This window comes from Nitrospirae bacterium CG2_30_53_67 (genome assembly GCA_001873285.1).
Classification (GTDB): domain Bacteria; phylum CG2-30-53-67; class CG2-30-53-67; order CG2-30-53-67; family CG2-30-53-67; genus CG2-30-53-67.
In genome coordinates, this window is sequence record MNYV01000044.1 from 1 (window position 1) to 21456 (window position 21456).

The 21456-nt window shown below is 50.4% G+C and carries 20 protein-coding genes and 1 pseudogene; 7 read left to right on the forward strand and 14 right to left on the reverse strand.

The features are described 5' to 3' along the window. The first annotated feature begins 533 nt into the window (after positions 1-533). Both AUK29_02450 and AUK29_02455 read left to right on the forward strand, forming a co-directional pair. The gene (locus tag AUK29_02450; protein ID OIP65511.1) at positions 534-1850 is read left to right on the forward strand and encodes a hypothetical protein; all 1317 of its coding nucleotides are present in this window, start codon (positions 534-536) and stop codon (positions 1848-1850) included. Further along, entirely contained in the window at positions 1847-3655 is a 1809-nt protein-coding gene (locus tag AUK29_02455; protein ID OIP65512.1) for a hypothetical protein, read from the forward strand. The genes AUK29_02450 and AUK29_02455 overlap by 4 nt, the downstream gene beginning before the upstream one ends. Before the next feature lie 26 nt (positions 3656-3681). Here AUK29_02455 and AUK29_02460 read toward each other — a convergent pair whose 3' ends face one another. The 5 genes and pseudogenes from AUK29_02460 to AUK29_02480 all read right to left on the reverse strand — a co-directional run bounded on the left by AUK29_02460 (position 3682) and on the right by AUK29_02480 (position 9188). After that, positions 3682-4065, reverse strand: a complete 384-nt coding sequence (locus tag AUK29_02460; GenBank protein OIP65513.1) for a hypothetical protein — start codon at positions 4063-4065, stop codon at positions 3682-3684. A 65-nt stretch (positions 4066-4130) separates the two neighbouring features. Continuing rightward, on the reverse strand, positions 4131-4775 hold the full coding sequence (locus AUK29_02465) for a fructose-6-phosphate aldolase (protein ID OIP65514.1): 645 nt from the start codon (positions 4773-4775) through the stop codon (positions 4131-4133). A gap of 141 nt (positions 4776-4916) precedes the next feature. Beyond that, positions 4917-6239 (reverse strand): hypothetical protein, encoded by a 1323-nt coding sequence (locus AUK29_02470; protein ID OIP65515.1) that lies wholly within the window; start codon positions 6237-6239, stop codon positions 4917-4919. A gap of 22 nt (positions 6240-6261) precedes the next feature. Further along, a pseudogene (locus AUK29_02475) lies at positions 6262-6567 on the reverse strand (c-type cytochrome biogenesis protein CcsB). Between the two features lie 986 nt (positions 6568-7553). After that, positions 7554-9188 carry a hypothetical protein gene (locus tag AUK29_02480; GenBank protein ID OIP65516.1) on the reverse strand — a complete coding sequence of 545 codons (1635 nt, stop codon included), beginning with the start codon at positions 9186-9188 and terminating at the stop codon, positions 7554-7556. Between the two features lie 182 nt (positions 9189-9370). On the opposite strand from AUK29_02480, the gene AUK29_02485 reads away from it, so the two are divergent. Beyond that, complete coding sequence (locus AUK29_02485; protein ID OIP65517.1) at positions 9371-9769, forward strand: hypothetical protein; 399 nt, start codon at positions 9371-9373, stop codon at positions 9767-9769. A 31-nt stretch (positions 9770-9800) separates the two neighbouring features. Here AUK29_02485 and AUK29_02490 read toward each other — a convergent pair whose 3' ends face one another. The 3 genes from AUK29_02490 to AUK29_02500 all read right to left on the reverse strand — a co-directional run bounded on the left by AUK29_02490 (position 9801) and on the right by AUK29_02500 (position 10976). Beyond that, a complete protein-coding gene (locus AUK29_02490; protein ID OIP65536.1) occupies positions 9801-9968 on the reverse strand; it encodes a ferredoxin in 168 nt (55 codons plus the stop codon). A 98-nt stretch (positions 9969-10066) separates the two neighbouring features. Further along, on the reverse strand, positions 10067-10285 hold the full coding sequence (locus AUK29_02495) for a hypothetical protein (GenBank protein ID OIP65518.1): 219 nt from the start codon (positions 10283-10285) through the stop codon (positions 10067-10069). 67 nt (positions 10286-10352) lie between these two features. After that, positions 10353-10976 carry a hypothetical protein gene (locus AUK29_02500; GenBank protein ID OIP65519.1) on the reverse strand — a complete coding sequence of 208 codons (624 nt, stop codon included), beginning with the start codon at positions 10974-10976 and terminating at the stop codon, positions 10353-10355. A 600-nt stretch (positions 10977-11576) separates the two neighbouring features. Here AUK29_02500 and AUK29_02505 point away from each other — a divergent pair. Both AUK29_02505 and AUK29_02510 read left to right on the forward strand, forming a co-directional pair. Next, positions 11577-11855, forward strand: coding sequence for a hypothetical protein (locus AUK29_02505; protein OIP65520.1), 279 nt, complete (start codon positions 11577-11579; stop codon positions 11853-11855). Positions 11856-11869: 14 nt separating this feature from the next. Then, positions 11870-12559 (forward strand): hypothetical protein, encoded by a 690-nt coding sequence (locus tag AUK29_02510; GenBank protein ID OIP65521.1) that lies wholly within the window; start codon positions 11870-11872, stop codon positions 12557-12559. 45 nt (positions 12560-12604) lie between these two features. Here the strand turns inward: AUK29_02510 and AUK29_02515 are convergent, their stop codons facing one another. Further along, entirely contained in the window at positions 12605-12922 is a 318-nt protein-coding gene (locus tag AUK29_02515; GenBank protein ID OIP65522.1) for a hypothetical protein, read from the reverse strand. On the opposite strand from AUK29_02515, the gene AUK29_02520 reads away from it, so the two are divergent. Continuing rightward, the gene (locus AUK29_02520; GenBank protein OIP65523.1) at positions 12921-13115 is read left to right on the forward strand and encodes a hypothetical protein; all 195 of its coding nucleotides are present in this window, start codon (positions 12921-12923) and stop codon (positions 13113-13115) included. The genes AUK29_02515 and AUK29_02520 overlap by 2 nt on opposite strands. Positions 13116-13303: 188 nt before the next feature. Then, positions 13304-14902 (forward strand): apolipoprotein N-acyltransferase, encoded by a 1599-nt coding sequence (locus AUK29_02525; GenBank protein OIP65524.1) that lies wholly within the window; start codon positions 13304-13306, stop codon positions 14900-14902. On the opposite strand, the gene AUK29_02530 is transcribed toward AUK29_02525, so the two are convergent. From AUK29_02530 to AUK29_02550, 5 genes are all read right to left on the reverse strand, one after another. Further along, positions 14877-15590 carry a dethiobiotin synthase gene (locus tag AUK29_02530; GenBank protein ID OIP65525.1) on the reverse strand — a complete coding sequence of 238 codons (714 nt, stop codon included), beginning with the start codon at positions 15588-15590 and terminating at the stop codon, positions 14877-14879. The two genes, AUK29_02525 and AUK29_02530, sit on opposite strands and share 26 nt — an antisense overlap. A 229-nt stretch (positions 15591-15819) precedes the next feature. Next, positions 15820-17289: a hypothetical protein gene (locus tag AUK29_02535; protein ID OIP65526.1), complete on the reverse strand. Its 1470-nt coding sequence runs from the start codon at positions 17287-17289 to the stop codon at positions 15820-15822. A 167-nt stretch (positions 17290-17456) separates the two neighbouring features. Beyond that, positions 17457-18323, reverse strand: coding sequence for a hypothetical protein (locus AUK29_02540; GenBank protein OIP65527.1), 867 nt, complete (start codon positions 18321-18323; stop codon positions 17457-17459). A gap of 1 nt (position 18324) precedes the next feature. Further along, complete coding sequence (locus AUK29_02545; GenBank protein OIP65537.1) at positions 18325-19251, reverse strand: hypothetical protein; 927 nt, start codon at positions 19249-19251, stop codon at positions 18325-18327. A 15-nt stretch (positions 19252-19266) separates the two neighbouring features. Then, the gene (locus tag AUK29_02550) at positions 19267-21456 is read right to left on the reverse strand and encodes a hypothetical protein (GenBank protein OIP65528.1); all 2190 of its coding nucleotides are present in this window, start codon (positions 21454-21456) and stop codon (positions 19267-19269) included.

The window sequence follows — 21456 nt, forward strand, 5'->3', positions numbered from 1 at the left end:
GCTCTGGAGATTCTCGGCATGGGCCAATGGTAAACAATGCAGAATGTGAAGTCAAGTAAAAATGGGCGCTGTCCCTATTTAAACCCATCAGGCAGTAGGCCCATATTTTGAGTGAATATTTGCTGCTGTATGTCTTGAGCCATTCAAGATAAAACAGGTAATCGTCTTTTCTTTCAAAGACGCTCTGCCGGTAATTGCCCCGTTGGGTGATGTGATGAGGAAAACCTACAGCTACGGCTCTGGAGATTCTCGGCATGGGCCAATGGTAAACAATGCAGAATGTGAAGTCAAGTAAAATGGGCGCTGTCCCTATTTATAAAAAGTTATTTCCATGATGAAATATAAGATACTCGCTATCATTACGATAGCGGTTTTATCGGGATGTGCATCAGTGAGACTGAAACAGCTCGGATAAACGTCTTTCTCACCGATGTTCATGAAGAAATTGTGTCTTTGTGGCTCAGGTTTTTTTGCTATGCACAAAATGGGTTTTACGGTATATTGTGGAAAAAATACAGGGCAGGGTGCGGACGATGCAGGAGACCCAGGAGCAAGGATTGCAGATTGCGGAGCCTGAAGGACCGTTTGAGGCCATGGACCGGGCCTTTCTGATCCTGCGTATTCTGGTTTTGTTCGGCGGTTTCGGATGGATTTATTTTGCGCCTCTTTCCATTGACAATAAAGCACAGGTCCTTCTGGTTTTCGTATTTTATTCCTTTTACACGGCTGCGCTCTATATCACTATTTTCTTCAATCAGGAACGGATTCGTGTCTTCTATATTGTGGGGCTGATCTTTGATCTGATCTTCATCTTCCTCCTGTTGATGCTGACAGGAGGGGCTGCAAGCAGTTTTTTCATCGGTTTTTATATTCTGGTGGCCCTCCATTCCTTTTATTACGGTCTCACGGTCGGGCTGCTTGTGTCGTTTGCATCGAGCCTGATCTATTTTGTAAGTTATGTGAACAGCGGGTTTCCCATACACTGGACCGATTTCGCGCTCAGAATCAGCTTTCTTTTCTTGCTTTCCATCATGGCAGGACTCCTTACCGGCAAGATGAAGCAGGATAGAGAGAGGATTGATCACTTAAATCAAAAACTGAACGAGTCGCTTCTGGATCTTGAAAAAGTACACAAGAAGCTGATTGAGACGGCCAAGCTCACGGCGCTTGGCCGGATGACCGCGGACGTGGCCCACGAGATCAGAAACCCCTTGGTGACCATCGGAGGATTTGCAAGACGGTGCAACAGCAAGATAGACCCGAACTCTCCGGAAAAGAAATATTCCAAGATCATTGTTGATGAGGTTGAACGGCTGGAGAAGATTCTCCGGGACCTTTTGGTTTTTTCCAAAGGCCCTGAACGGACCCCTAAAATGATCTCGATCCGCCCGGTTCTTGAGAAGAGTCTGGAGATTCAAAATGACGATATAAAGGAAAAAAAGATCCGGGTGGTCAGGGAGTATGCGGAAAACCTTCCTGAAATCATGGGAGACGAAGAAGAGCTCAATCAGGTCTTTGTGAATATGATCCTGAACGCGGTGCAGGCCATGACGTTCGACGGAGTGCTTACCCTCAAGGCCGGATCCCATCTTCGAGACGGGGTGGAGTGGCTGTGCATTGAGATTCAAGACACGGGTGTGGGGATACCCGAAGAGAACCTGGACCGGATCTTCAATCCTTTCTTTACGACAAAAAGAATCGGAGAGGGAACCGGCCTCGGTCTTTCAGTCAGCCGCAGGATCGTGGAGGAACACCAGGGGAAGATCGAAGTGGAAAGCGAGCTCGGCAAGGGGAGCGCCTTCCGGGTTCTCCTGCCGGCGTTCTCCAAGAAGGAGGAGCGTACGGCATGAAAAAAGAACTCTTCCAGTTTCTCTCGAAACATCCGGTGTTCCGGAAGCTGCGGCTTGCTGAAGAAGATCGTAAAGACCTGGCCCGCTCCATAGAGGACGAGTACCTGGTCGGGTTCCTCTCCGGAATGATCCGGGAGATCGAGGAGATCATGGGGATTGATCCCAACCTGGAGCAGAAAAAGATATTGGAGATCGCAGCAGAGAGGATCGTGAGGGATCTTCAGGCTGATGCGGCCTCGATACGGCTCTTCGATCCCGAGAGTATGAGGATGACCAGTTTCGGCTCCTATCGTTTTTCCGAAGATGAGCGGGCCTCATCCATTCCGTTCAGAGAATCCATCGCCGGCAAAGTCGTTGAGCAGAACCAAAGCATCATGGTTCCGAGTATTCTCAAGAACCCCGATTATCAGAATAAGGAGATTGTGCAGAAGCGGGGACTCAACTCCCTGCTTGCCGTTCCGCTTCGAATTTCAAAGTTCATGGGGGTAGAAAACGACGTCCTCGGTTCCATTCAAATCTACTACAAAGAGGACAACCGGTATTTCGAGCCTTTGGAGGTGATTCATGCGGAGCTGCTTGCCCGCCGTGTCAGTTTTGTGCTGGCCAAGAAGAAGATCCTTGATCTTCAGAGGCTGAATGACAGGAAGGAGAAGATCGTCAATAAGATTTTCATAAAATTGAGCAACCGGGAGGGGATTAAGCTCAAAGATCTCTTTGTTCTGCTGATCCCGGAACTGGGCGAATATTTGTCCATACAGATTTGCGCTCTTTTTACGGTTTCCAGGGACCGGCAGTTTATCCGCATGGAGGCGGGCTATCCCCTGGACCGGACCTACCACGATCCTGGATACACCTTTACCGTCAGCCATCACCCTTACTTCCAGGCGGTGATTCACGGCGCCGAAGCCTGCGGGGATTACCCCTTTGAGCGGATCGCCCCGTCTTATTTGCTGATCAAGGACCCGCAGAAGAGCCGCCTGAGCAGTCCGGGTATGCGGGAATTCGTTGAACGGTATCACATCCACTCGATACTCCTTGTGCCGCTCAAGGCCGATGAGGAGATCCGGTACATGATGATGTTCTATGCCGCGGATCAACGGCAGTATTTTGCGGATGAGGAGATTGAGCTTCTGACCTTCTTCGGGAGGGAGATTATGAAGGCGTCAAGACTGGAACTGCTGGACGATGTCCTGCATGACTTCAAGAGCCCTGCCATTGCCATATCAGGTTTTGCTTCGCGCGCCAGGAAGTTGATCGAATCAAAGAACATACAAGAGGTCAGAGACAAGCTTGTATCCTATCTCGATATCATGGTCAGGGAGACCGACCGTCTTCAGGATATGGTCTTTGCCGTTGGTCTTGAAGGGAGGGAGGAGGTTTTAGATCTCAGCCAGGCCGTTCAAAAGAGACTGGAGATCAATCAGGAGACCATACTCGAGATGAGGCGTAAGAATATACAAGTCACGCCGCCTGAACTTGAACCGGATCTTCCGGTGTATTGCTCTCACTTCGGTCTTGAGCGGGTCCTTGATAATCTCCTGAGCAATGCCACCCAGGCCATACCGGATGAGGGAGGCATCCTTTCTGTGAGGACTGATCGAGAGGGGGGCATGGCCTGTCTCAAGGTCCGGAATACGGGAGAGATACCGCAAGAGAAGATCGAACAGGTCAGAAAAGGCGAGGTCAAAGGACGCGGGCTTAATATCATCTATCGTTTTATCCTGGCCAACCATGGGAGGATGGGACTCCATACCGAATCAGGCCAGACCGAATTCACCATCAAGATTCCGCTGCATCAGGCATGATTTGTAAAACTGAACCCTTGAACCCTTCAGTCCACTTTATCCAGGGCCTTGCGGACGGCATCATCCAACTCCTGCATGACGAAAGGTTTCTGGATGAAACCCTGAATGCCTTCGTCAATGAGGGTTTTCGCTTTCCCTTCCCGGCTGTATCCTGATGAGAGGAGAATCCGGACATGGGGATTGATCTCACGGAGCCTTAGTAAGGTTTCCTCACCGCTCATTCCCGGCATCATGAAGTCAAGGATGACAAGATCAATCTGATCTTTATTTTCCTGCAGGATCCTGCATGCCTCAAGTCCGCTGGTCGCGGTCCATACATGGTATCCTAATGATGTGAGAATCCTTTCCGAGAGGCGGACGAGGGTCGGATCATCATCTACCACAAGAATATTTTCTTTTTTATTTTGCATAGTCTCTTTCTTTTATTAAAAATTATAAAATCAGTAAATCACCCCAGCCTGAAGACAGGGGTGATTCATTTGGGCACCTTCTCCCAGTCTTTGAGGAATCGGGCAAGCCCGGAAGTGGTGAGAGGATGTTCCATGAGTTGTTTCATGACATTGAGCGGGATGGTAGAGATATCGGCTCCGATCAGGGCCGCTTCGAGGACATGAAGGGGATTCCGGATACTGGCCACAATGATTTCCGTCTCATAGGCATAATTCTGGTAGATGGTATCGATCTGCTCGACCAGTTCCATGCCCACTTTGCTGATGTCGTCCAGCCTTCCCACAAAGGGGCTGACATAGGCGGCGCCGGCCTTGGCCGCAACCAGGGCCTGAGTTGGGGAAAAGACAAGCGTCACATTGGTTTTGATCCCCTCGGTGCTGAGAACCCTGACGGCCTGCATGCCCGCTTGTATCATCGGGATCTTGACCACGATATTCGGATGGATCTCGGCGAGGCTTCTTGCCTCCTTGAGCATTCCTTCGGTATCGGTGCTCACCACCTCGGCATTGATCGGACCGTTGACGATGGTGCAAATCTCTTCAATGACATCCCTGAATGCCCTCCCTGTCTTGGCAACGAGAGAAGGGTTTGTGGTCACACCATCCACCATCCCAATGGACATCCCTTCTCGGATCTCGGATACATCGGCTGTGTCCATAAAAAATTTCATGGGGCCTCCTTAAAAATGGTTTAAATTTCCAATGATGATTATGACGTTCATCCGGGGCCGTAAACGACCCGATACGTTACGCTGGTTATTTTATTAAAGATTTAAATTATAAAGTTTTTCAAAGAAGATGTAAAGAATATTTTATTTTTTTGATCGCTTATCGGAAAAAGGGGATATGGCCGCAAACGCCGTATCAGAGACCCGCAGTGCGGAATTTAGGAGTTCAGAGACATGAAGGACGCGGGTTTTCAAACCCGCCCGTTTCAGCAAGTCCGTAAGATGGATCATACAAGAAGGGCAGGCCGTGGCCACCACTTCGGCTTCCGTCTCCCGAATCCGTTCGACCTTGTGCCTTCCGATCTTCAGCGAGAGATCGTAATGGCTCATGGAAAAGAGCCCCCCTCCTCCACAGCAACGGTCTGCATCCCGCATCTCGACGAACTCGACGCCGGGAAGGCTTTTGAGGATCACCCTGGGGGCCTCCCTGACCCCCATCCCATGGTTCAGATGACAGGGATCATGATAGGTCACGCGGAGCAGGGGCCGGGTTTCTTCATTGAGAATAAGATCTTTCATCAGGTTCTTGGATATCAGGAATTCCTGCAGATCCATCACTTTTCCCGGCAGGGGATCTGCGCTGCTTTCTTGAAAGAATTTCGGATAGAGTTCACGGAGCATGTACCCGCAGGTTGCACAGAGGGTGATGACGGCATCCGTTTCATAAGCGGTGAGGGCGGCAAGGTTGGTTTTCATGGCTTTTCCCGCTGTCTCATAGTCTCCCATAAAGAGCATAGGCGCTCCGCAGCAGGTCATGTTCTCAGGCACGATCACCTCAAATCCTGCGCGGTTCAAAATCCGTATGGCGGATTCTCCCCAATGCGGGAAAAAGAGATCCACGGCACATCCATAGAACAAGGCGACCCGGCCTTTGGGTTCTGATGTCGGACAGTTGACCAGGCGCCGTTTGCGGAAGGGTTTCGCGGACGCCGGGGGGATCTGCCTTGCTGCGCCGTTTTGGACATAGGGGAGGAGAGGGCGGATGGGCCGGACCCTTGAAAGGGGAGTATAGAGTTTTCTTCCCATGATGTCCATCAGGTGAGCAGAGGTTGTGAGTATCCCCGGGTTTGAAAAGATCTGCCTTGAGATGAGTTTCTGATAGAAGGGGAGACCCTTCTCACGGCTCAGGATGATTTTTGCGGCCAGATTGGCCAAGTCTGCCGATGACCCGGCCGGGCATTGCGCTGAACAGGCCTTGCAGCCGATGCAGGAGGAGAGGATGTCATTGAGATGGTCGGTCAGTTCAAGTTTCCCGGAAAGAACGGAGTCCAGCAGGGCCATCCTGCCCCGGGCGACCTGTGTCTCATCCGGGTTTTCGATATAGACCGGGCAGACGGACTGGCATGCGCCGCATAGAATACACTTTTTGACTTCTTTTTCAAATTGTTTCAGGAGGTCTTTTGTCAAGAGTAAAGCCTATCCCTCCGGGTTATCCTGCGGCGTAACTGTGCAGGCCGGATAGAACGATATTCACCCCCAGGAATGTGAAGAGAACCACGACAAAACCAAGAATAGAGATGTATGCCGTCCTTCGTCCGTGCCATCCGATGGTGATACGAGCATGAAGGTAAAGGGCATAGACGATCCAGGTGATCAGAGACCACGTCTCCTTGGGATCCCAGGACCAGTAGGTCCCCCATGCATAGTTTGCCCAGATGGCTCCGGTAATAATGACCAGGGTCATTAAGGGGAAAGCGACCATGATTGTCTTATAGGAGAGGTTGTCCAGAATTTTTTTGTCGGGGAGCGCCGGAACAAACAGGTTATAGTTGAGATGAATAACCAGATAGATCAGGGTTGCGCCCCATGAGATGAACAACATGGTCATTTCATAGGGATTGGCATGCAAACTCACTTCAGGAATTTCACGGATCTTGATAAGCAGCAGGAGAATGGACGCGCTCTGCAAAAGAAATGACGCGATCAGCGCCCCAAAAGAGACCCTGGATAATTTCTTGTTTTCAAAAACCAGGGAGGCGATATAGAGGATCATGGTGAGCATATAAAGACAGAAGACCACACGGAAAAAGGCGCCGGCATCGGGGATCGTGATCTCAACCGGGGTCTCTGTCCCGGGGTAATAAACCGGGTAGAATTTCCCATGTTCTTCCATCATCTGATTCATCCTGTAGACGCCTTGGGTCAGGATGGACATCTTGCTCACAATCATGGAAAAGCATCCGATGATGGAAACGCTGAGGGCAAAAAACTCCATCCGGACCTTATCCTTAATCAGGTAGAGAATGCTGAATCCGAAGGCGACCACGAAGGAGGCATAGGCCACGGAGGAGACGGCCACATGAAAATGGAGCCATGCGCTCTGAAGGGCCGGGACCAGAGGCTCGATCTCTTTATCCGGTGAGAGAGAGGCGATTCCCATGGCGGCCAGCGATATGGGGAGGACAAAGGCGCCGGCAATCCTGATCTTGTACTTGAATTCAATCACCAGATAGACTAGGGCGATCCCCCAGGCAAAGAAGAGAAGCGTTTCGTAGAGATTGGTGAAGGGGGGATGCGCGAGACCGGCCTCGATCCATCGCAGGATCAATCCTGCGGTCAGAGCGGCGACGCCGATGGTTGTCGAACCGGTTGCCGTATTTCCTATGAGCGCTTTCCGCGCGCCCAGGAAGATCACATAGAACATCGTTGCAATCAAAAAGGTGATTCCAGCCAGATTGAACAACGTTTGACTGATTTCAAAGAGGCCCATAATCTTCTCCCTTATGCCTTGAGGCGGTTTTTCAGCTCGTTGAATTTCTTTTCAAAGGCCATTTGATTTTTATGTGTAGTTCCTGCCAGTACAATCTCGTTTCCGCTGATCCGCGCCCATATCCGTTGGTGGGAGTGGAAAAAGGAGATGAGGAGTCCCACCACCAGGAGGCTGCACCCGATCCAGACCGTTTCCACGCCGGGGTCATAGGCCACCTGGATCCCGGTATACTGAGATCCCCAGTAGTCTTTGAACCGGATGTCAAAATGACCGGTCTTTACGCTGTGTTCGGGATAATTCGGAAAGATCCAGCCGCTGAACAGGATACTTTCTCCTTCCTTGCCCATGACATAGACAGCCGGATTGATCATCTCATCGGAGCGCTGCGCGACATGCCCGTTCATAATTGTAAAATCAGGGACAAAGCTTTTCACCAGGATTTCGGTCCCGGTTCCTTGAATGGTAAAAGAACCGTCAACAGGCGTACGATAATCCTGCGGCGGAAGACCGGGAGAAGAGACCGACAGCGCCACCTGGCCCGGCTTCCCGGTCCGGCCGTAACTGGACTGATAGAAATAGATCTTGTCCACAATGAGCGGATTGTTGACCTCGATGGTTTTTTTCGCGATCTCCTTGCCGTCGCGCATCACGGCCAGATCGCTTGTATAGTCCTTTGGACGGCCTGTGTTCGGATAGTAGCTGAGAGAAAAATCATCGCATCGAATGGAAAAGGGTAAACTTTTGAATTTCTTGCCGTCGTTGATCATCTCTGCCTGTCCCGCCTGCTCACCTTTGGAAAACATGGCTCGCAGAGAAGCCGGAACCGTATCGATCATTCTATCCTCTCTGAGGTACATCTGGTTTGTGGTCTCGCCTTCTTCGATGGCCATGTACCCCTTGAATCCGAAGATGCTGCCGATGATGGCGCCAATAAAGATGACCACAATGCTCGTATGGGTAATGTAGACACCGAACCGGCTGATGAGCCACTGGTTCAAAAAGAGATGAATAGCCCCATCTTGTTCCGTGCGTATCACCCTGCCTCGGAAGTTCAAGAGTACGACATAGGAGATCGGAACCACGATAAAAGCGATGAACTCCAGAGGGCTCATCGGATATTTCAGGGTAAGAAAGACGGCAAGAACCATAGAGAGGATATCCGTCAGGATGATCCACGGGGGGATCCGGATGTCATGCCGCAGGAGACGTTCAACCTGATCCTGGGGGTTCCCTTCCATCCTGAACGTTTCGGTAAAGGGATAATGCTTCTCTTCCCCCTTTTCAAGGATGGGTTTGATGCTGTGTGCAAATCGGATGACTCTGGGCAGCCTTTCGATGGTGCATACGATCAGGTTCAGAAGAAGGAGAAGAATAATGGTCAGGAACCAAGGGGTATGGTACATGTCAAAGAGGCCCAGCAAATTAAAGACCTGGATCGTGGTCTCACTGTAATCCCGGGCATACTTTGCCGGATCAGCCCCCTGCTCAATGATGGTCCCTGCAATCGAAACAAGACCCAGGGCGATGAAGAGGAATACGGTCAGTTTGATTGAATTGAATGAATCATAGACACTTGAGATAACCCCGCTCTTTTTATTGGATCGGTCTTTCCCCCCGGACTGCGGCTGATCTGCTTGTTTTTCCAAGTCACCTCCTGAAGAAAATATTCAGAACAAATTATATCTTTAATGGGTTCTCCCTGTCAAACATTTTTAAGGAGCAGGCGTCCTGTGCCGCGAACGACATCTCTGACCGGGCTGCCCTTCCTTTGATTTGTCTTGGCGCATGAGATGTGTTATGATCCAGCAGTCAGGGAGGGACAAGAGAGATGGATGAGATCCATACGATTCAGACCAGCAGCCGGATCGAGATGGTTGACATCACCCCGATGATTCATCGGATGGTGGAGAGGTCGGGCGTGAAAAACGGCCTATGCGTCATCTATATTCCACATACCACGGCTGCAGTGACCATCAATGAGAATGCCGATCCGGATGTGAAGATGGACTTGTTGCAGCATTTATCCTCCCTGATCCCGGTAACAGGAGGCTACAGGCACATGGAAGGAAATGCCGATGCCCACATCAAGGCCGCTCTTATCGGGTCTTCTGAAACGATCCTGATTGTGAATGGGCGTTTGATATTGGGGGCTTGGCAATCGGTTTTCTTCTGCGAATTTGATGGTCCAAGAACCCGGAAATACCATGTCAAGGTGATAGAAGGGTGATCCCCCCGGAATTTCCGGGGGGATCACGATTTCATTCTGATGCGACGGCTTCGGTGGGGCAGACTTCAGCGCAGTTGCCGCAATCCGAACATTTGGCCGGGTCGATCACATAGATATCGCCTTCGGAAATTGCCTCTTCAGGGCATTCCGGAAGGCAGGTTCCACATGCAACGCATTCTTCAGTAATACGATGAGCCATTTTCTTCCCTCCTTTCATTCATACAGTCAATCAGATCCTTCCGGCGATTTAAGGACATCAGCAAGAGACGCCTGATTGAAACCGAAAGAGATCATGGATCAAACGGATTCAACACCCACCACTCCTGGAACCTCTTTTTTCAGGAGCTGTTCGATGCCGTTTTTTAATGTCATCTGGGACATGGGGCAGCCCCCGCATGCGCCGGTCAGACGTACCTTAACCAGGCCGTCCACCACGTCAACCAAGTCCACGTTTCCTCCATCCCGCTTAAGAGAGGGGCGGATTTTTTCCAAAGCCTTTTCAATCTCTTCTCTCATGATTTAATCCTCCTCAAAATGTCCGGATACAAAACCATACTAAATATATTATCTTATTATTGAATTGTCAAGGGCTATCTGAGGTCCTATGAAAAGGAATCCCTTCGTAGCGGTCACCCGTCAGGTGAGTAAAAGCAATCTGGTCAAATAGTTTTCCGGCGGAAAATATATCCGAGGCAGATTGAACCATCCCGAGCTTATTGAAATAAAGGTTCCGACTGACATCAAAACGGTCAAATTCAAAAGTGCCGTCTTTGAGAAGGATTTTTTCTGGTTCTGCATGTCCAGCGGTTCTTTGGCATCCCTCCCAGGTCAGAATCACGGAAACACCCTGGATCTTGGATGCTCCCAGCAAATAGAAGGAAAACCTCCGGCTATATAGAGACCTGATCATCTGATCAGCCAGAATTTCATCAATAGAATGGGGGTCTTGCTGCATGATTTTTGAAAGCCGTCCCGGATGAATCTTCAAAGAGATGACGAGGTAATGGTTCTCCTCGTCCATGTATGCCCCATGATACAAGAAATCCTGGAAGGTATCCTGTAAAAACTCCTGGATGGTTTCTTCGTCACCTTTCTTTTCATAGGAAACGGCAAATGCCGATTGGATATTTAAAAAAACAAGGAAGAAAAGGAAAACCGGGAATATGGACCGGCTATGGTTTGACGGGTTTGTATTTTTTATATGCATCTATTCAAAACACCCCAACTGGCAGCGGCTGATTTTAATATGAATTCGATTACAGACCTCGCCGACTCTTTGTCTGGATACGTTCTCCTGTAGAGCGATCTGAAATGCCGTTTTACAAGGGAGACGGCCGTTTTCCAATTGGCTCTTGATGACCTCTTCCAATTTTTTTTCCAAGTCCGGATGCAGTAATTCCATATTTTTTAACCTGCACAATTTCTAAAAAAAATAATATATCAAAATCAAATGTCCATTTGCAAGATGATTTTTCATCCCGGGTGTGCGACAAATTTATGGGTAAATATTTCTCTAAGAGCGTCATTCCCCGACTGGATCGGGGGAACGGACAATGACAAACATATGTAACCCTGATTTGTACCCGCAAATTTGTCGCAGACCCTTCCATCCTTGATAATTTTCCATCCTTAATCCCGATATAAAAATTCCAATTGGGGGGATTCCTAAAAGTGGAAGAAGTCTTTTTTTTATTTTATCATTCACTTGACAAAATTTCGCATCAGGGTAAAATGGTTGCAAACTTTTTTATTTTCCAAAGAAATAACCCATTATTTTAAACATACTCATTGAAAGGGGGTGAAGGGGATGAAACCATTCATGGAAACGGTAAGTCTTATCGTCGTCGGGCTTTTTATATCAGGATGCGCGGTTTATACGCCTAAAGACATCCAGTCCGTAGAACAGTTGGTCTCCGAGGCTGCTTCCGCCGGGGCGGAGAAGAAGGCAGCCTATGAGTATTACAGCGCCGTGGAACATCTGAACGTCGCAAAGGATGAACTCTCTGAGGCGGACGACAAGAACGCCAAGGTATTCGGCGAAAAGGCTCAAGCCATGGCTGAAAAGGCCATACAGAAATCTAAATAAAGGAGGTGATGACGATGTCCGTTAAAAGAATTTTTTTATTGTTTATTACGGGATTTTCTCTGATGTTGTTCGGTTGTACTTCGATGGCCACCAAACAGGCCATACAGGGTGATTACGATAATGCGCTTCGAGTCTTTCATGCGCTTCCTGCCAATGCAAAGGAATGCGCTCCTCAGGAATATGCCAAATCCGAAGCCACCCTGGCGCATGTGGAAGAAGAATTATCGGAAAACCATTGGAGCTTCGCAAGAAAATATATTCCCATGGCCGATGAACAGGTTCGGGATACGGCGGCGGCAGTGAAAAGGAGATGTCCTGAAACGGCAAAGGAATCGCCTCCACCTCCTCCGGCTGAAAAGCCTGCCTTTATTCTTGAAGGGATCACCTTTGATTTTAACAAGGCGACCATCAGGCCTTCTTCTGAGCCTACCCTGAAAGAGGCCGGCTCGGTCATGCAGAGGTTCTCTTCGGTTAAGGTCCGGATTGAAGGACATACCGACAGTATCGGTTCTGAGAAATACAATCAGAACCTCTCAGAAAGAAGGGCGAACGCGGTAAAAGATTACCTGGTGAAAAACTTCGAGATTGATCCGAGCCGCATTGAAACAGTGGGGTTCGGAAAAAGCAAGCCCCTCGCGGATAACAAGACCGATGAAGGTCGTGCCAAGAATCGCAGGATCGAATTCGTGGTCACGGCTCAATAGGCTTACAGGTCCGGAGGGGAGGGGACTTCCCTCCGGGCATCTGTTTTATTTTTCAAGGACGAGATTGACATCACTGATCAGGTTCGAAAGTTTTTTACCATCCTGGGATACTCGATCTTCACCCTGAGCAGAGAAGGGGATCATGCCCTCCTTCTCTCTATAGACGTTGTAGATCCCTTTCGGTCCCGAATTAAGGAACAAAAGCGCATAGTCTCCCTTGTTCAGAACGGGTGAATGGGTCCTGACCTGTTTCATCCCGTTTATACATCCTCCCCATGTCTCAATGGTCACCGTATCTCCGGGCCGGATTCGGCCCTTAACATTTTTTTCTACCAGGAATTTTGTATGGGTGATGATATTCATGCTGGTCTCGGCCCAACAACACTGGTTCACCAGAACCTTTCCGAAGATGATGACCTCTGAGTTTCTGCTCAGGGCATCGAGGTCTGTTGACCACGAGAGGGTCGGGGAACTGAGGCATAAGGAAACAAGGAGCAGAGAAAGGGACAGAGAGAAGCGATTTGATCGGGATGTCGTCGGGTTAAAAATGCTGTAAAACGGAGATAAAATGCTTAAATAGCTCATTTTGAACCTTTTTAATTCCTAATTAAATTATAAACCTATCAATTCAACTCTGTCAAAACAAAATTTGATTTTTAAACCTTTTCAGCGCAGAATACGTTTTTGTTTTTATGGACCCGTACCTCGACGATGATCAGGAATCGCTCAATCTGATAAAACATTATGCTTCGTAATTTTTACGAGAAATTTGCATCTCTGGATGCCTTGCTTGCGTTGCTTTCCGGCGTGCTCATGGCCTTGTCATTTCCAAAGGCCGAGTTCTCATCGTTTGCATTTTTTTCCCTTATTCCACTTCTTTATGCCCTGCATCGGCCGCAGAAAAGGTTGACGGCCTTGACTTGCGGAATGATTACAGGGTTTGTTTTTTTCATGGGGACGCTTTACTGGGTGACCTACACCATGGAAAACTATGGGCAGATCCCAAAGAGTTTAAGCCTTTTTATTCTGGTGGTTCTTTCGCTTTATCTTTCTTTTTATCCCGGTCTTTTTGCCTGGGGTGTGAATCGGATGCAGAAGACCGGCATCCCTTTACTGATCGGCGCTCCGTCACTCTGGACAGCCTTGGAGTATGCCCGAGGGCATTTGTTGACCGGTTTTCCCTGGGCGCTCCTCGGTTATACCCAGTACAAAAATCTTCTGATGATCCAGATGGCCGACATCACCGGGGTATACGGCGTGAGCTTTCTGCTGGTCATGATCAATACTGTTTTTGTTATGATGCTTATCGGAATGAGGAATTCTTTTTCCGTCCGGTCGTTTTTTTCTCATTGGATCACCCCTGTCGTTATCCTCGGCCTGTCCGCCTCATACGGCGCTTTCAGACTGCATGAGATCCATTCGGCAGAACACAAACCATGGATCAGGATCGGGGTGGTGCAGGGCAATATTGATCAGAACCGGAAATGGGATGCCGCCTCACGGGAGCAGATCATGGCTGTCCATACGCGCCTGACGCGGCGCGCTTCTCAAGAGAAACCTGACCTCATCTTGTGGCCGGAGGCCTCGGTTCCATTTTTTTTCATGGCCGACAAGGAGTACCAGTCGCAGATTCTGGGTTTGATTGATGATTTGGGGGTGGATATCCTTTTTGGAAGTCCGGACTATACGGTCGATCAAGGCGTGAGCCGATTCTATAACAGCGCATTCCTGGTCTCACCGGGGGCAAGGCTCAAAGGAAAGTATGACAAGATCCATCTGGTCCCCTTTGGAGAGTATGTCCCGCTTCGAAAGGCGCTCTTTTTCATCAAACCCATTGTGGATCAGATCGGTGATATCACGCCCGGAAACCAGATCACCCTGATGCAGGCAGGAGAAGGCCTTTGCGGCACCCCGATTTGTTTTGAAATCATTTTCCCGGATCTTGTGCGGAAGTTCGTGCTTAAGGGCGCGGATTTCATCGCGACCTTGACCAATGACGACTGGTTCGGACGCTCCTCGGCGCCTTACCAGCACTTTTCCATGGCCGTGTTCAGGGCCGTGGAGAACCGGGTCCCTGTGGTCCGCTCTGCAAACAGCGGGATCTCCGGCGTCATTGCGCAGGACGGCAGGATCGTCAGGCAGACGGATATCTTTGTGGAGGATGCCTTTACAGAGGATTTGACTCGGCTGAAAACGGGAAAGACGTTTTATACCCGTTTCGGAGATCTTTTTACTTTCTTGTGCATTGCCGCGGCCGTTTCATCACTTTGCGGTCCGTGGATCAGAAGGCGCGTGAGAGGGAAAAACTTCAGGGATCTTACAACCCCAGACAGTCGAGATTGATGAACTGTGAAATAAGCTCAGCGGATTTTTCAATAAATTCCTCATCCAATAGTGAATCTTCAATATAAGGCTTGACCCCGAGGAATGGAACACCGGACAGATTCTCAATGATCAGGGGGCTCTTTTCTTCGGCGATTTTGATCTTGTCATTACGCCGGTTGATCATGAAGCCGAGAACCTGAAGCCCAACGCTTTGCGCGTATCGAAGCGATAACAGGGAATGGTTGATGGTTCCCAGATCGGGACGCGCTACGAGAATGACAGGAAGCTCCAGGATCTGAATCAGATCGGAGACTAAGAATCGGCGATAAATGGGGACCATCAACCCGCCGGCCCCTTCGACCACCATGAATTCGTGCCTGCTTTGAAGCTGGAGATAGGAGTGCAGGATGTACTCCTCCATGATCTCCACGCCCTCCATGTCTGCCGCTTCAGAAGGGGCGATCGAGGCCTTCAAGGTATAAGGGGTGATCAGAATCCTTCTGTCCTTGGCGTGTGCAGCCTTGATCAGAAATTCCGAATCTGTGGGGATGAGGCCCTTGGGACCCATGGCACACCCGGTCTCTACAGGCTTCATGACGCCCACGTCCACACCTCGGTTTAAAAGGATGCGGGCGAGAGCCGCTGCGAAAATGGTCTTTCCAACGCCGGTATCCGTTCCTGTGATGAATACCCCTTGGTGCTGCATACGTGTGAGCCTTGCATAGTGGCCCTATTCGTAAATACGGTGGCATTCGAGTGCCGCAGGGCGGCCTTCTCTCCGTTCCGCTCCTTGCGGTGTACCAGAGGGGTACGCCTCAGTCGCGCGCGGAGATGAGACCGCCCTGCGACCCTCTCGGTGCGTCACCATATTTATGAACAGGACCACTTAGGTTCTCTTTAGAAGAAGGTGAGCAATTCCGGACAAAATCAAGTTTCTATCGAGGCTCCACTTCCTGCTGCAGTCTTTGTATCTCTTTTTTGATCAGCACTTCAGCAAGATCGGGTATGACATCCCATGCGATTCGCTCAATGATTTCGGATGCCATCTTGTTGACCATATCGGCAAGTATTCTCCGGACCGTTTCTTCATCGAGAGACGGCGCGGGTCCGGAGGCCACCCTGTCCTGAAGGGGTTTCTCCACCACTTCCTTGGAAATCGCTTCAGGCTCGCCCCCGAAGGTGGTGAGTTCCGGAGACCATTCCGACGTGGTTGCGCCCCGTGTCGGGAAGACGTCCTCGAAGGATTCCCCGGCATCTTCAGAAAAAGCGGCGGCAGCGGGTTTCCCCTCGATGGGTTTTACCGAAGAAGTTTCGCGTTCTTCTTCCACCGCGCGGATGATTTCATCATCTGATAGGTCTGTTTGCGGTTCTTCAGAGGAGGATGAAGTCCCGGCGGATTCATCCTCGGCCATGAAGGCGTCCAAATCCACGGCATGGGTTTCAACCCGGAACGGTTTTTCTTCCCGGACCTCTTCGAGTTTAAGAAGATCGGGTCCCTCTGCATACTCCTCGGGGATCTCGTAAAGATTCACCTCTTCCTCATCGACGAGTTCTTCGTCGATTTCCTGCGTTTCGGAAGAGGTTGAAAGCTCATCATACATGGGATACTTTTCCTCGGAAGGCGTTCGAAGATCATCGGTTGTTTTTGTTTCCGCAGGTTCAGAAATATTTTCAAGAGATTCAGGAGAGATTTCTTCCGGAACCGTCTGCTCGAAGGTTTCCGTAATGAGTTCTTCGGCGGTTTTCTCTCCGGGCGTGACAGAGGAATCCATCAGCGCCGTCTCTTCGAATCCGGGTAGTTCATCCGGAAGAGCCTCATCGGTCTCTTCATGCGGGGTAAAACCTGATGCAGAGACTTCTTGTCGGTTATCCAATGCCTCTTCCGTCCCGGTCATGAACTCGTCGGTCAGTTCAAATTCGAATTCTTCCTCTTCCACCTTTTCAGGTCCAGGCGCTCCGGCTTTCATTCCGGACTCCAAAGAAGGGACAGCTTCGTCCTTTGTTTGGGAGAGGAGGGCTTCTTTGACCGGCTCTCTTTTTTTCTCCAGACAGGCTCGGATCTTCCTGGTCAATTCTTCGGATTCAAAGGGTTTTATAATATGGTCATCCGCGCCGACCAGGGTTCCCCGATCCTGATCAAAGGTCTCGAAGGTGCTGCAGAGGAGAATGACCGGCACATGGGACAGGGATGGCTGCTGATGGATCTTTCCGCAGAGTTCGTAGCCGTTCAGTTCCGGCATCACGATATCGGCCAAAATCAGATCGGGTTTGATCTCATCAGCTTTTTGCAGGGCTGAAGCGCCGTCGGAGACCATGGTGAGATCGTAGTCCTCGTCGGCGAGTGTGAGCTCCACAACCTTCTGAATGGTGACACTGTCATCAGCCAATAAAATTTTTTTACCCATGGATGCCCCCTCCCACTGGAAAGGCAAGAATCAAACCCGAAGATGGATAACCTATTGAAATAACAAAATACCAGATGAATCAATCATAGTATAGATCAGGCTGAATTGCAAGATTAAATTTGGTGAAAGTTGATATGCGGCAATGGGTTAAGCCCTTCTTCATGGTTTCAAGCCCGTTCAGAGGTTTCTGATCCGCCGGTCAGGGTCTGAAAGGCATATCGGATCTGCCGGGTGATCGGCCCGACCCCCAGTTTTTTTTGGTTAATCCGGCTGACCGGCATGACCTCATAGGTGGTGTTGGTCAGAAAAATCTCATCTGCGGTGTCGAGCTTTTCAGAGGGGAAGAGACCTTCTTCCACGGGGATCCCTTTTGTTGCGGCAATTTCCAGGACCACTTTTCTTGAGATTCCATCGAGTATCCCGGCGGACAGTGCGGGGGTAAAAAGGATCCGATCTTTTACAAAAAAGATGTTGCTGACACTCCCCTCGGCAAGAAATCCGTCATGGTTGAGGAGGATTCCTTCATCCGCCCCGGATTTTTTGGCCTCGATCTTAGCCAGGATGTTGTTCAGAAAATTTGTGGACTTGATGCCCGGATCGAGCGCCTCCGGGAGGTTTTTTCTGATATGGACCCACGCGATAGGTATCCCCTTCTCAACCATCTTTTCCGGGTAGCCGGAAAAAGGCCGAGTCAGCACGGTCATGGTGGGCCCTTTGCACAGATCCGGGTCCAGGCCCGCCGGTCCAACCCCCCTGGAGATGGAAAGGCGGAGAACCGCGTCCCCGCATTCATTGGCGTTAAGGCATTCCTTAAGGACGGCTCTCAGGGCCGGACGGTCCCATGACATGGTGAGGCGGATCCTGCGGGCCGACTCAAACAGCCGGTCGAGGTGATCCATGATCCTGAAGATGCGGCCGGAGTAGGAACGAAGGGTTTCAAAGATACCGTCCCCATAAAGAAAACCATGATCGAAGACCGAAATTCTGGCTTCCTCTTCCGGAAAGAACTCTCCATTGATAAAAACCTTTGACATATCAGCCTCTGTAAATTTTGTAATGACTTCCTTCCATACTTTTAACCTTCTTTTTGACTTGGGCGACCTTGTGGCCGATCTCTGAAAGATTTTGAAAGGATTTTTTTTCGTTGATAACCACAGCGATGGAAATGGTCATGATGGGGAACTTCTTTTTCTTCCCGGAGCGGTCAGCCGCCGTAAAACCGCCGCGTTCGAGATGTTTGGGTTGATAATGAGACCGGATCTTTTCATCAAACTCGCGTATGATCTTCTGACAGATGACTTCCGCACGTTCAGGACGGGTGATGACGAGGAAATCGTCTCCGCCGATGTGACCGATAAAATCGCCTTCTCCCCCTTCCAGAATAACGACACCGGCGATGATCCGTCCGGCCATCTGGATGACTTTGTTGGCCGAATCGAATCCATAGGTGTCGGCATAGGCCTTGAAGTTGTCCAGGTCCGGGTAACAGATGGCAAAGGGCTCTTCTTGCTCGAGTCTCCTTAAAATCTCTCTCTCCACCGCAGCGTTCCCCGGCAGGTTGGTGGTGGGGTTTCTATCGGCTTCCCGGACCGTATGGCGGATCAATGCCTGGACCCTTGCAACCAGTTCCCTGTTGTCAAAGGGTTTGCAGAGGTAATCGTCGGCCCCGGCATCCAGGCCGTGAACCCTGTCTTCCACGCTCGCCTTGCCGGAGAGCATCAGGATCGGAATCCTGGAGAGGAATATGTTCTTCTTGATCCGGTCGCAGATCTCCAATCCGGTGATCTCCGGCATGTTGGAATCCAGGATCAGAAGGTCGGGCGGTCCCTGTTCGATGAGTTTCAATGCATCGAGCCCGGAACTCGTCGTGATACAGTCATATCCGGACCGGTTCAGAACAAAATTGACGAGCCCGAGGACGTTTTCTTCGTCATCTACGGCCAGGACTTTGTATTTTTTTATAACCATCTATTCCACTCACGATCCGGTCAACCGTTTCACATCAATGACTTCCTTGATCTGGGAGATGGCATGCATGATCCTGTCCAGATCCTGCCTGTTCCGGATCTCCAACTCGAAGATGCAGAGGGAACGGCCGTCTTTTTGCGTGCGGATATCGGCTGCGCTGATATTGATGTTCTCGGAAGAAATCCTTGCGCTGATATTGGCGAGTATTCCGGGACGGTTGGTGGTCAGGACCGATATTCGAACCGGATGAATTCTTTCCTCCTTGATCTCCCACTCCACCTCCACGATACGGTCGGAGTGAACGGCGCCGCCCCCGACGTTGGAACAATTCATTCTGTGGATGGATACCCCGCTGCCCCTGGTAATGAAGCCGATGATTTCATCGCCGGGGACCGGGTTGCAGCACTTGGAGAAATGAATCAGGATATCCCCGATGCCATGGACCTTGATCCCGTCAATCAGCATTTTGCCGGCCTTACGGGGTTTGACGGGGATGGGTTCGAGACCCTCCTGGGGGAGGAAACGGTTCAAGACCTGTTTCGCGGAGATTTTGCCGAAACCCACGGCAGTGATCATCTTGTCCCAATGAGAAAATCCGAAATCAGAAGCCGCCGCCTGGATCTCACCGGACTTCAGGATCTTGGAGAGCGTGAGTCCGTGTTTCCGGGCCTCCCTTTCCAGGATTTCGCGCCCGAGATCGTGGCTCCGTTTCTGTTCTTCCTCTGTCAGAAAGTGGCTGATACGGTTCCTTGCTTTGGTGGTTTTTACGATCTTCAGCCAGTCCTTACTGGGGGCTTGATTTTTCGACGTGAGGATCGAGACCGTATCGCCGGTTTTTAAGGCAGTCTTCAGGGGGACCATCCGGTTATTCACCTTGGCGCCGGTACAGCGGTTCCCGATATCGGAGTGGATGCTGTAGGCGAAGTCCAGGGGCGTGGACCCGCTGGGAAGTTCCTTGATGTCTCCGGTAGGCGTAAAGACATAGACCGATTCCTCGAAAAGGTCGGTCTTGACACTCTCCATGAATTCACGCGGGCTCTTCAGTTCCTGCTGCCATTCCAGAAGCTGTCTCAGCCAGGCAAACTTCTGCTCTGTTGAGAGAGAAGTCTTGATTCCCTCTTTATACTTCCAGTGCGCGGCGATTCCGGTCTCGGCGATCCAATGCATCTCCTGGGTCCTGATCTGAAATTCCACTTTCTGTCCGTCAGGGCCCATGACTGTGGTATGAAGGGATTGGTACATATTCGATTTGGGGACGCCGATATAGTCCTTGAACCGGCCCGGGATCGGTTTCCAGAGGGAATGGATCATCCCCAGAATGGCATAGCATCGGCTGCTGGTGTCGGTGATGATCCTAAGGGCGGTCAAGTCAAAAAGTTCATCAAAGGAGAGGCCGCGTTTTAAGATCTTCTGGTAAATGCTGTAGAAATGCTTGGGACGTCCCTCAACCACTCCGGGGATCCCCTGGGCCGCCATCTCCTTTTTGACCATGTCGATCACCTTCTCGATGTAGGCGCTCCGTTCTTTCCGGTTTTGCGGCACACGTTCTTCAAGCTCTTTATATATGGAAGGGTGAAGAACCTCCAGACAGAGGTCCTCCATTTCACTTTTGACCCGAGCAATACCGAGACGGTTGGCAAGAGGGGCATAGATATCAAGGGACTCCTGGGCGATGTCGCACTGTACGGCCGCATCAAAACCATGGATGTTCCTCATCAACTGGAGGCGTTTGGCCAGGTTCAGCAGAACCACCCGGAGATCCTGGGCCATGGACAGGATCATTTTTCGAAAATTTTCAGCCTGCTCTTCGATGCGCTTTTTGAACCGGATCTGACTGGTACGGGCCACATTTCTCACCAGCCTGGCTGTTTCATCTCCGAACTGTTCCCGGATATGATCGTCGGTGCGGTATCCCTGCATGGTCAGGTTTTCAATCAGAGCCGCAATGATGGTATCTTCGTCCGCGTTAAGTTCCGCGAGGATCTTCGCGGTCTCCAAGGCGTCTTCAATGCCGGCAGGGTATGGATCCTCTTTCGCGGCGGGGGTATGATGCTCCAGATATAAAAATGCCTTACGGATCCTTGACGGGTCCATGTCGGTATGGTTCAGGGCCGACAGATCCAACAGGGACTTCAGGCGGTCCTCATGCCGGCAGGCGGGCAGCTCGGAATGAGTCTTGGATGGAGAGTCCGGTTTCAT

Coding starts and splice junctions, on each gene's coding strand:
- AUK29_02460 (OIP65513.1), bottom strand. CDS start 4,065: ATGCAAAATAAAAAAGAAAATATTCTTGTGGTAGATGATGATCCGACC.
- AUK29_02465 (OIP65514.1), bottom strand. CDS start 4,775: ATGAAATTTTTTATGGACACAGCCGATGTATCCGAGATCCGAGAAGGG.
- AUK29_02450 (OIP65511.1), top strand. CDS start 534: ATGCAGGAGACCCAGGAGCAAGGATTGCAGATTGCGGAGCCTGAAGGA.
- AUK29_02525 (OIP65524.1), top strand. CDS start 13,304: ATGCTTCGTAATTTTTACGAGAAATTTGCATCTCTGGATGCCTTGCTT.
- AUK29_02500 (OIP65519.1), bottom strand. CDS start 10,976: ATGCATATAAAAAATACAAACCCGTCAAACCATAGCCGGTCCATATTC.
- AUK29_02455 (OIP65512.1), top strand. CDS start 1,847: ATGAAAAAAGAACTCTTCCAGTTTCTCTCGAAACATCCGGTGTTCCGG.
- AUK29_02495 (OIP65518.1), bottom strand. CDS start 10,285: ATGAGAGAAGAGATTGAAAAGGCTTTGGAAAAAATCCGCCCCTCTCTT.
- AUK29_02505 (OIP65520.1), top strand. CDS start 11,577: ATGAAACCATTCATGGAAACGGTAAGTCTTATCGTCGTCGGGCTTTTT.
- AUK29_02535 (OIP65526.1), bottom strand. CDS start 17,289: ATGGGTAAAAAAATTTTATTGGCTGATGACAGTGTCACCATTCAGAAG.
- AUK29_02540 (OIP65527.1), bottom strand. CDS start 18,323: ATGTCAAAGGTTTTTATCAATGGAGAGTTCTTTCCGGAAGAGGAAGCC.
- AUK29_02520 (OIP65523.1), top strand. CDS start 12,921: ATGCTGGTCTCGGCCCAACAACACTGGTTCACCAGAACCTTTCCGAAG.
- AUK29_02485 (OIP65517.1), top strand. CDS start 9,371: ATGGATGAGATCCATACGATTCAGACCAGCAGCCGGATCGAGATGGTT.
- AUK29_02550 (OIP65528.1), bottom strand. CDS start 21,456: ATGAAACCGGACTCTCCATCCAAGACTCATTCCGAGCTGCCCGCCTGC.
- AUK29_02490 (OIP65536.1), bottom strand. CDS start 9,968: ATGGCTCATCGTATTACTGAAGAATGCGTTGCATGTGGAACCTGCCTT.
- AUK29_02510 (OIP65521.1), top strand. CDS start 11,870: ATGTCCGTTAAAAGAATTTTTTTATTGTTTATTACGGGATTTTCTCTG.
- AUK29_02530 (OIP65525.1), bottom strand. CDS start 15,590: ATGCAGCACCAAGGGGTATTCATCACAGGAACGGATACCGGCGTTGGA.
- AUK29_02515 (OIP65522.1), bottom strand. CDS start 12,922: ATGAATATCATCACCCATACAAAATTCCTGGTAGAAAAAAATGTTAAG.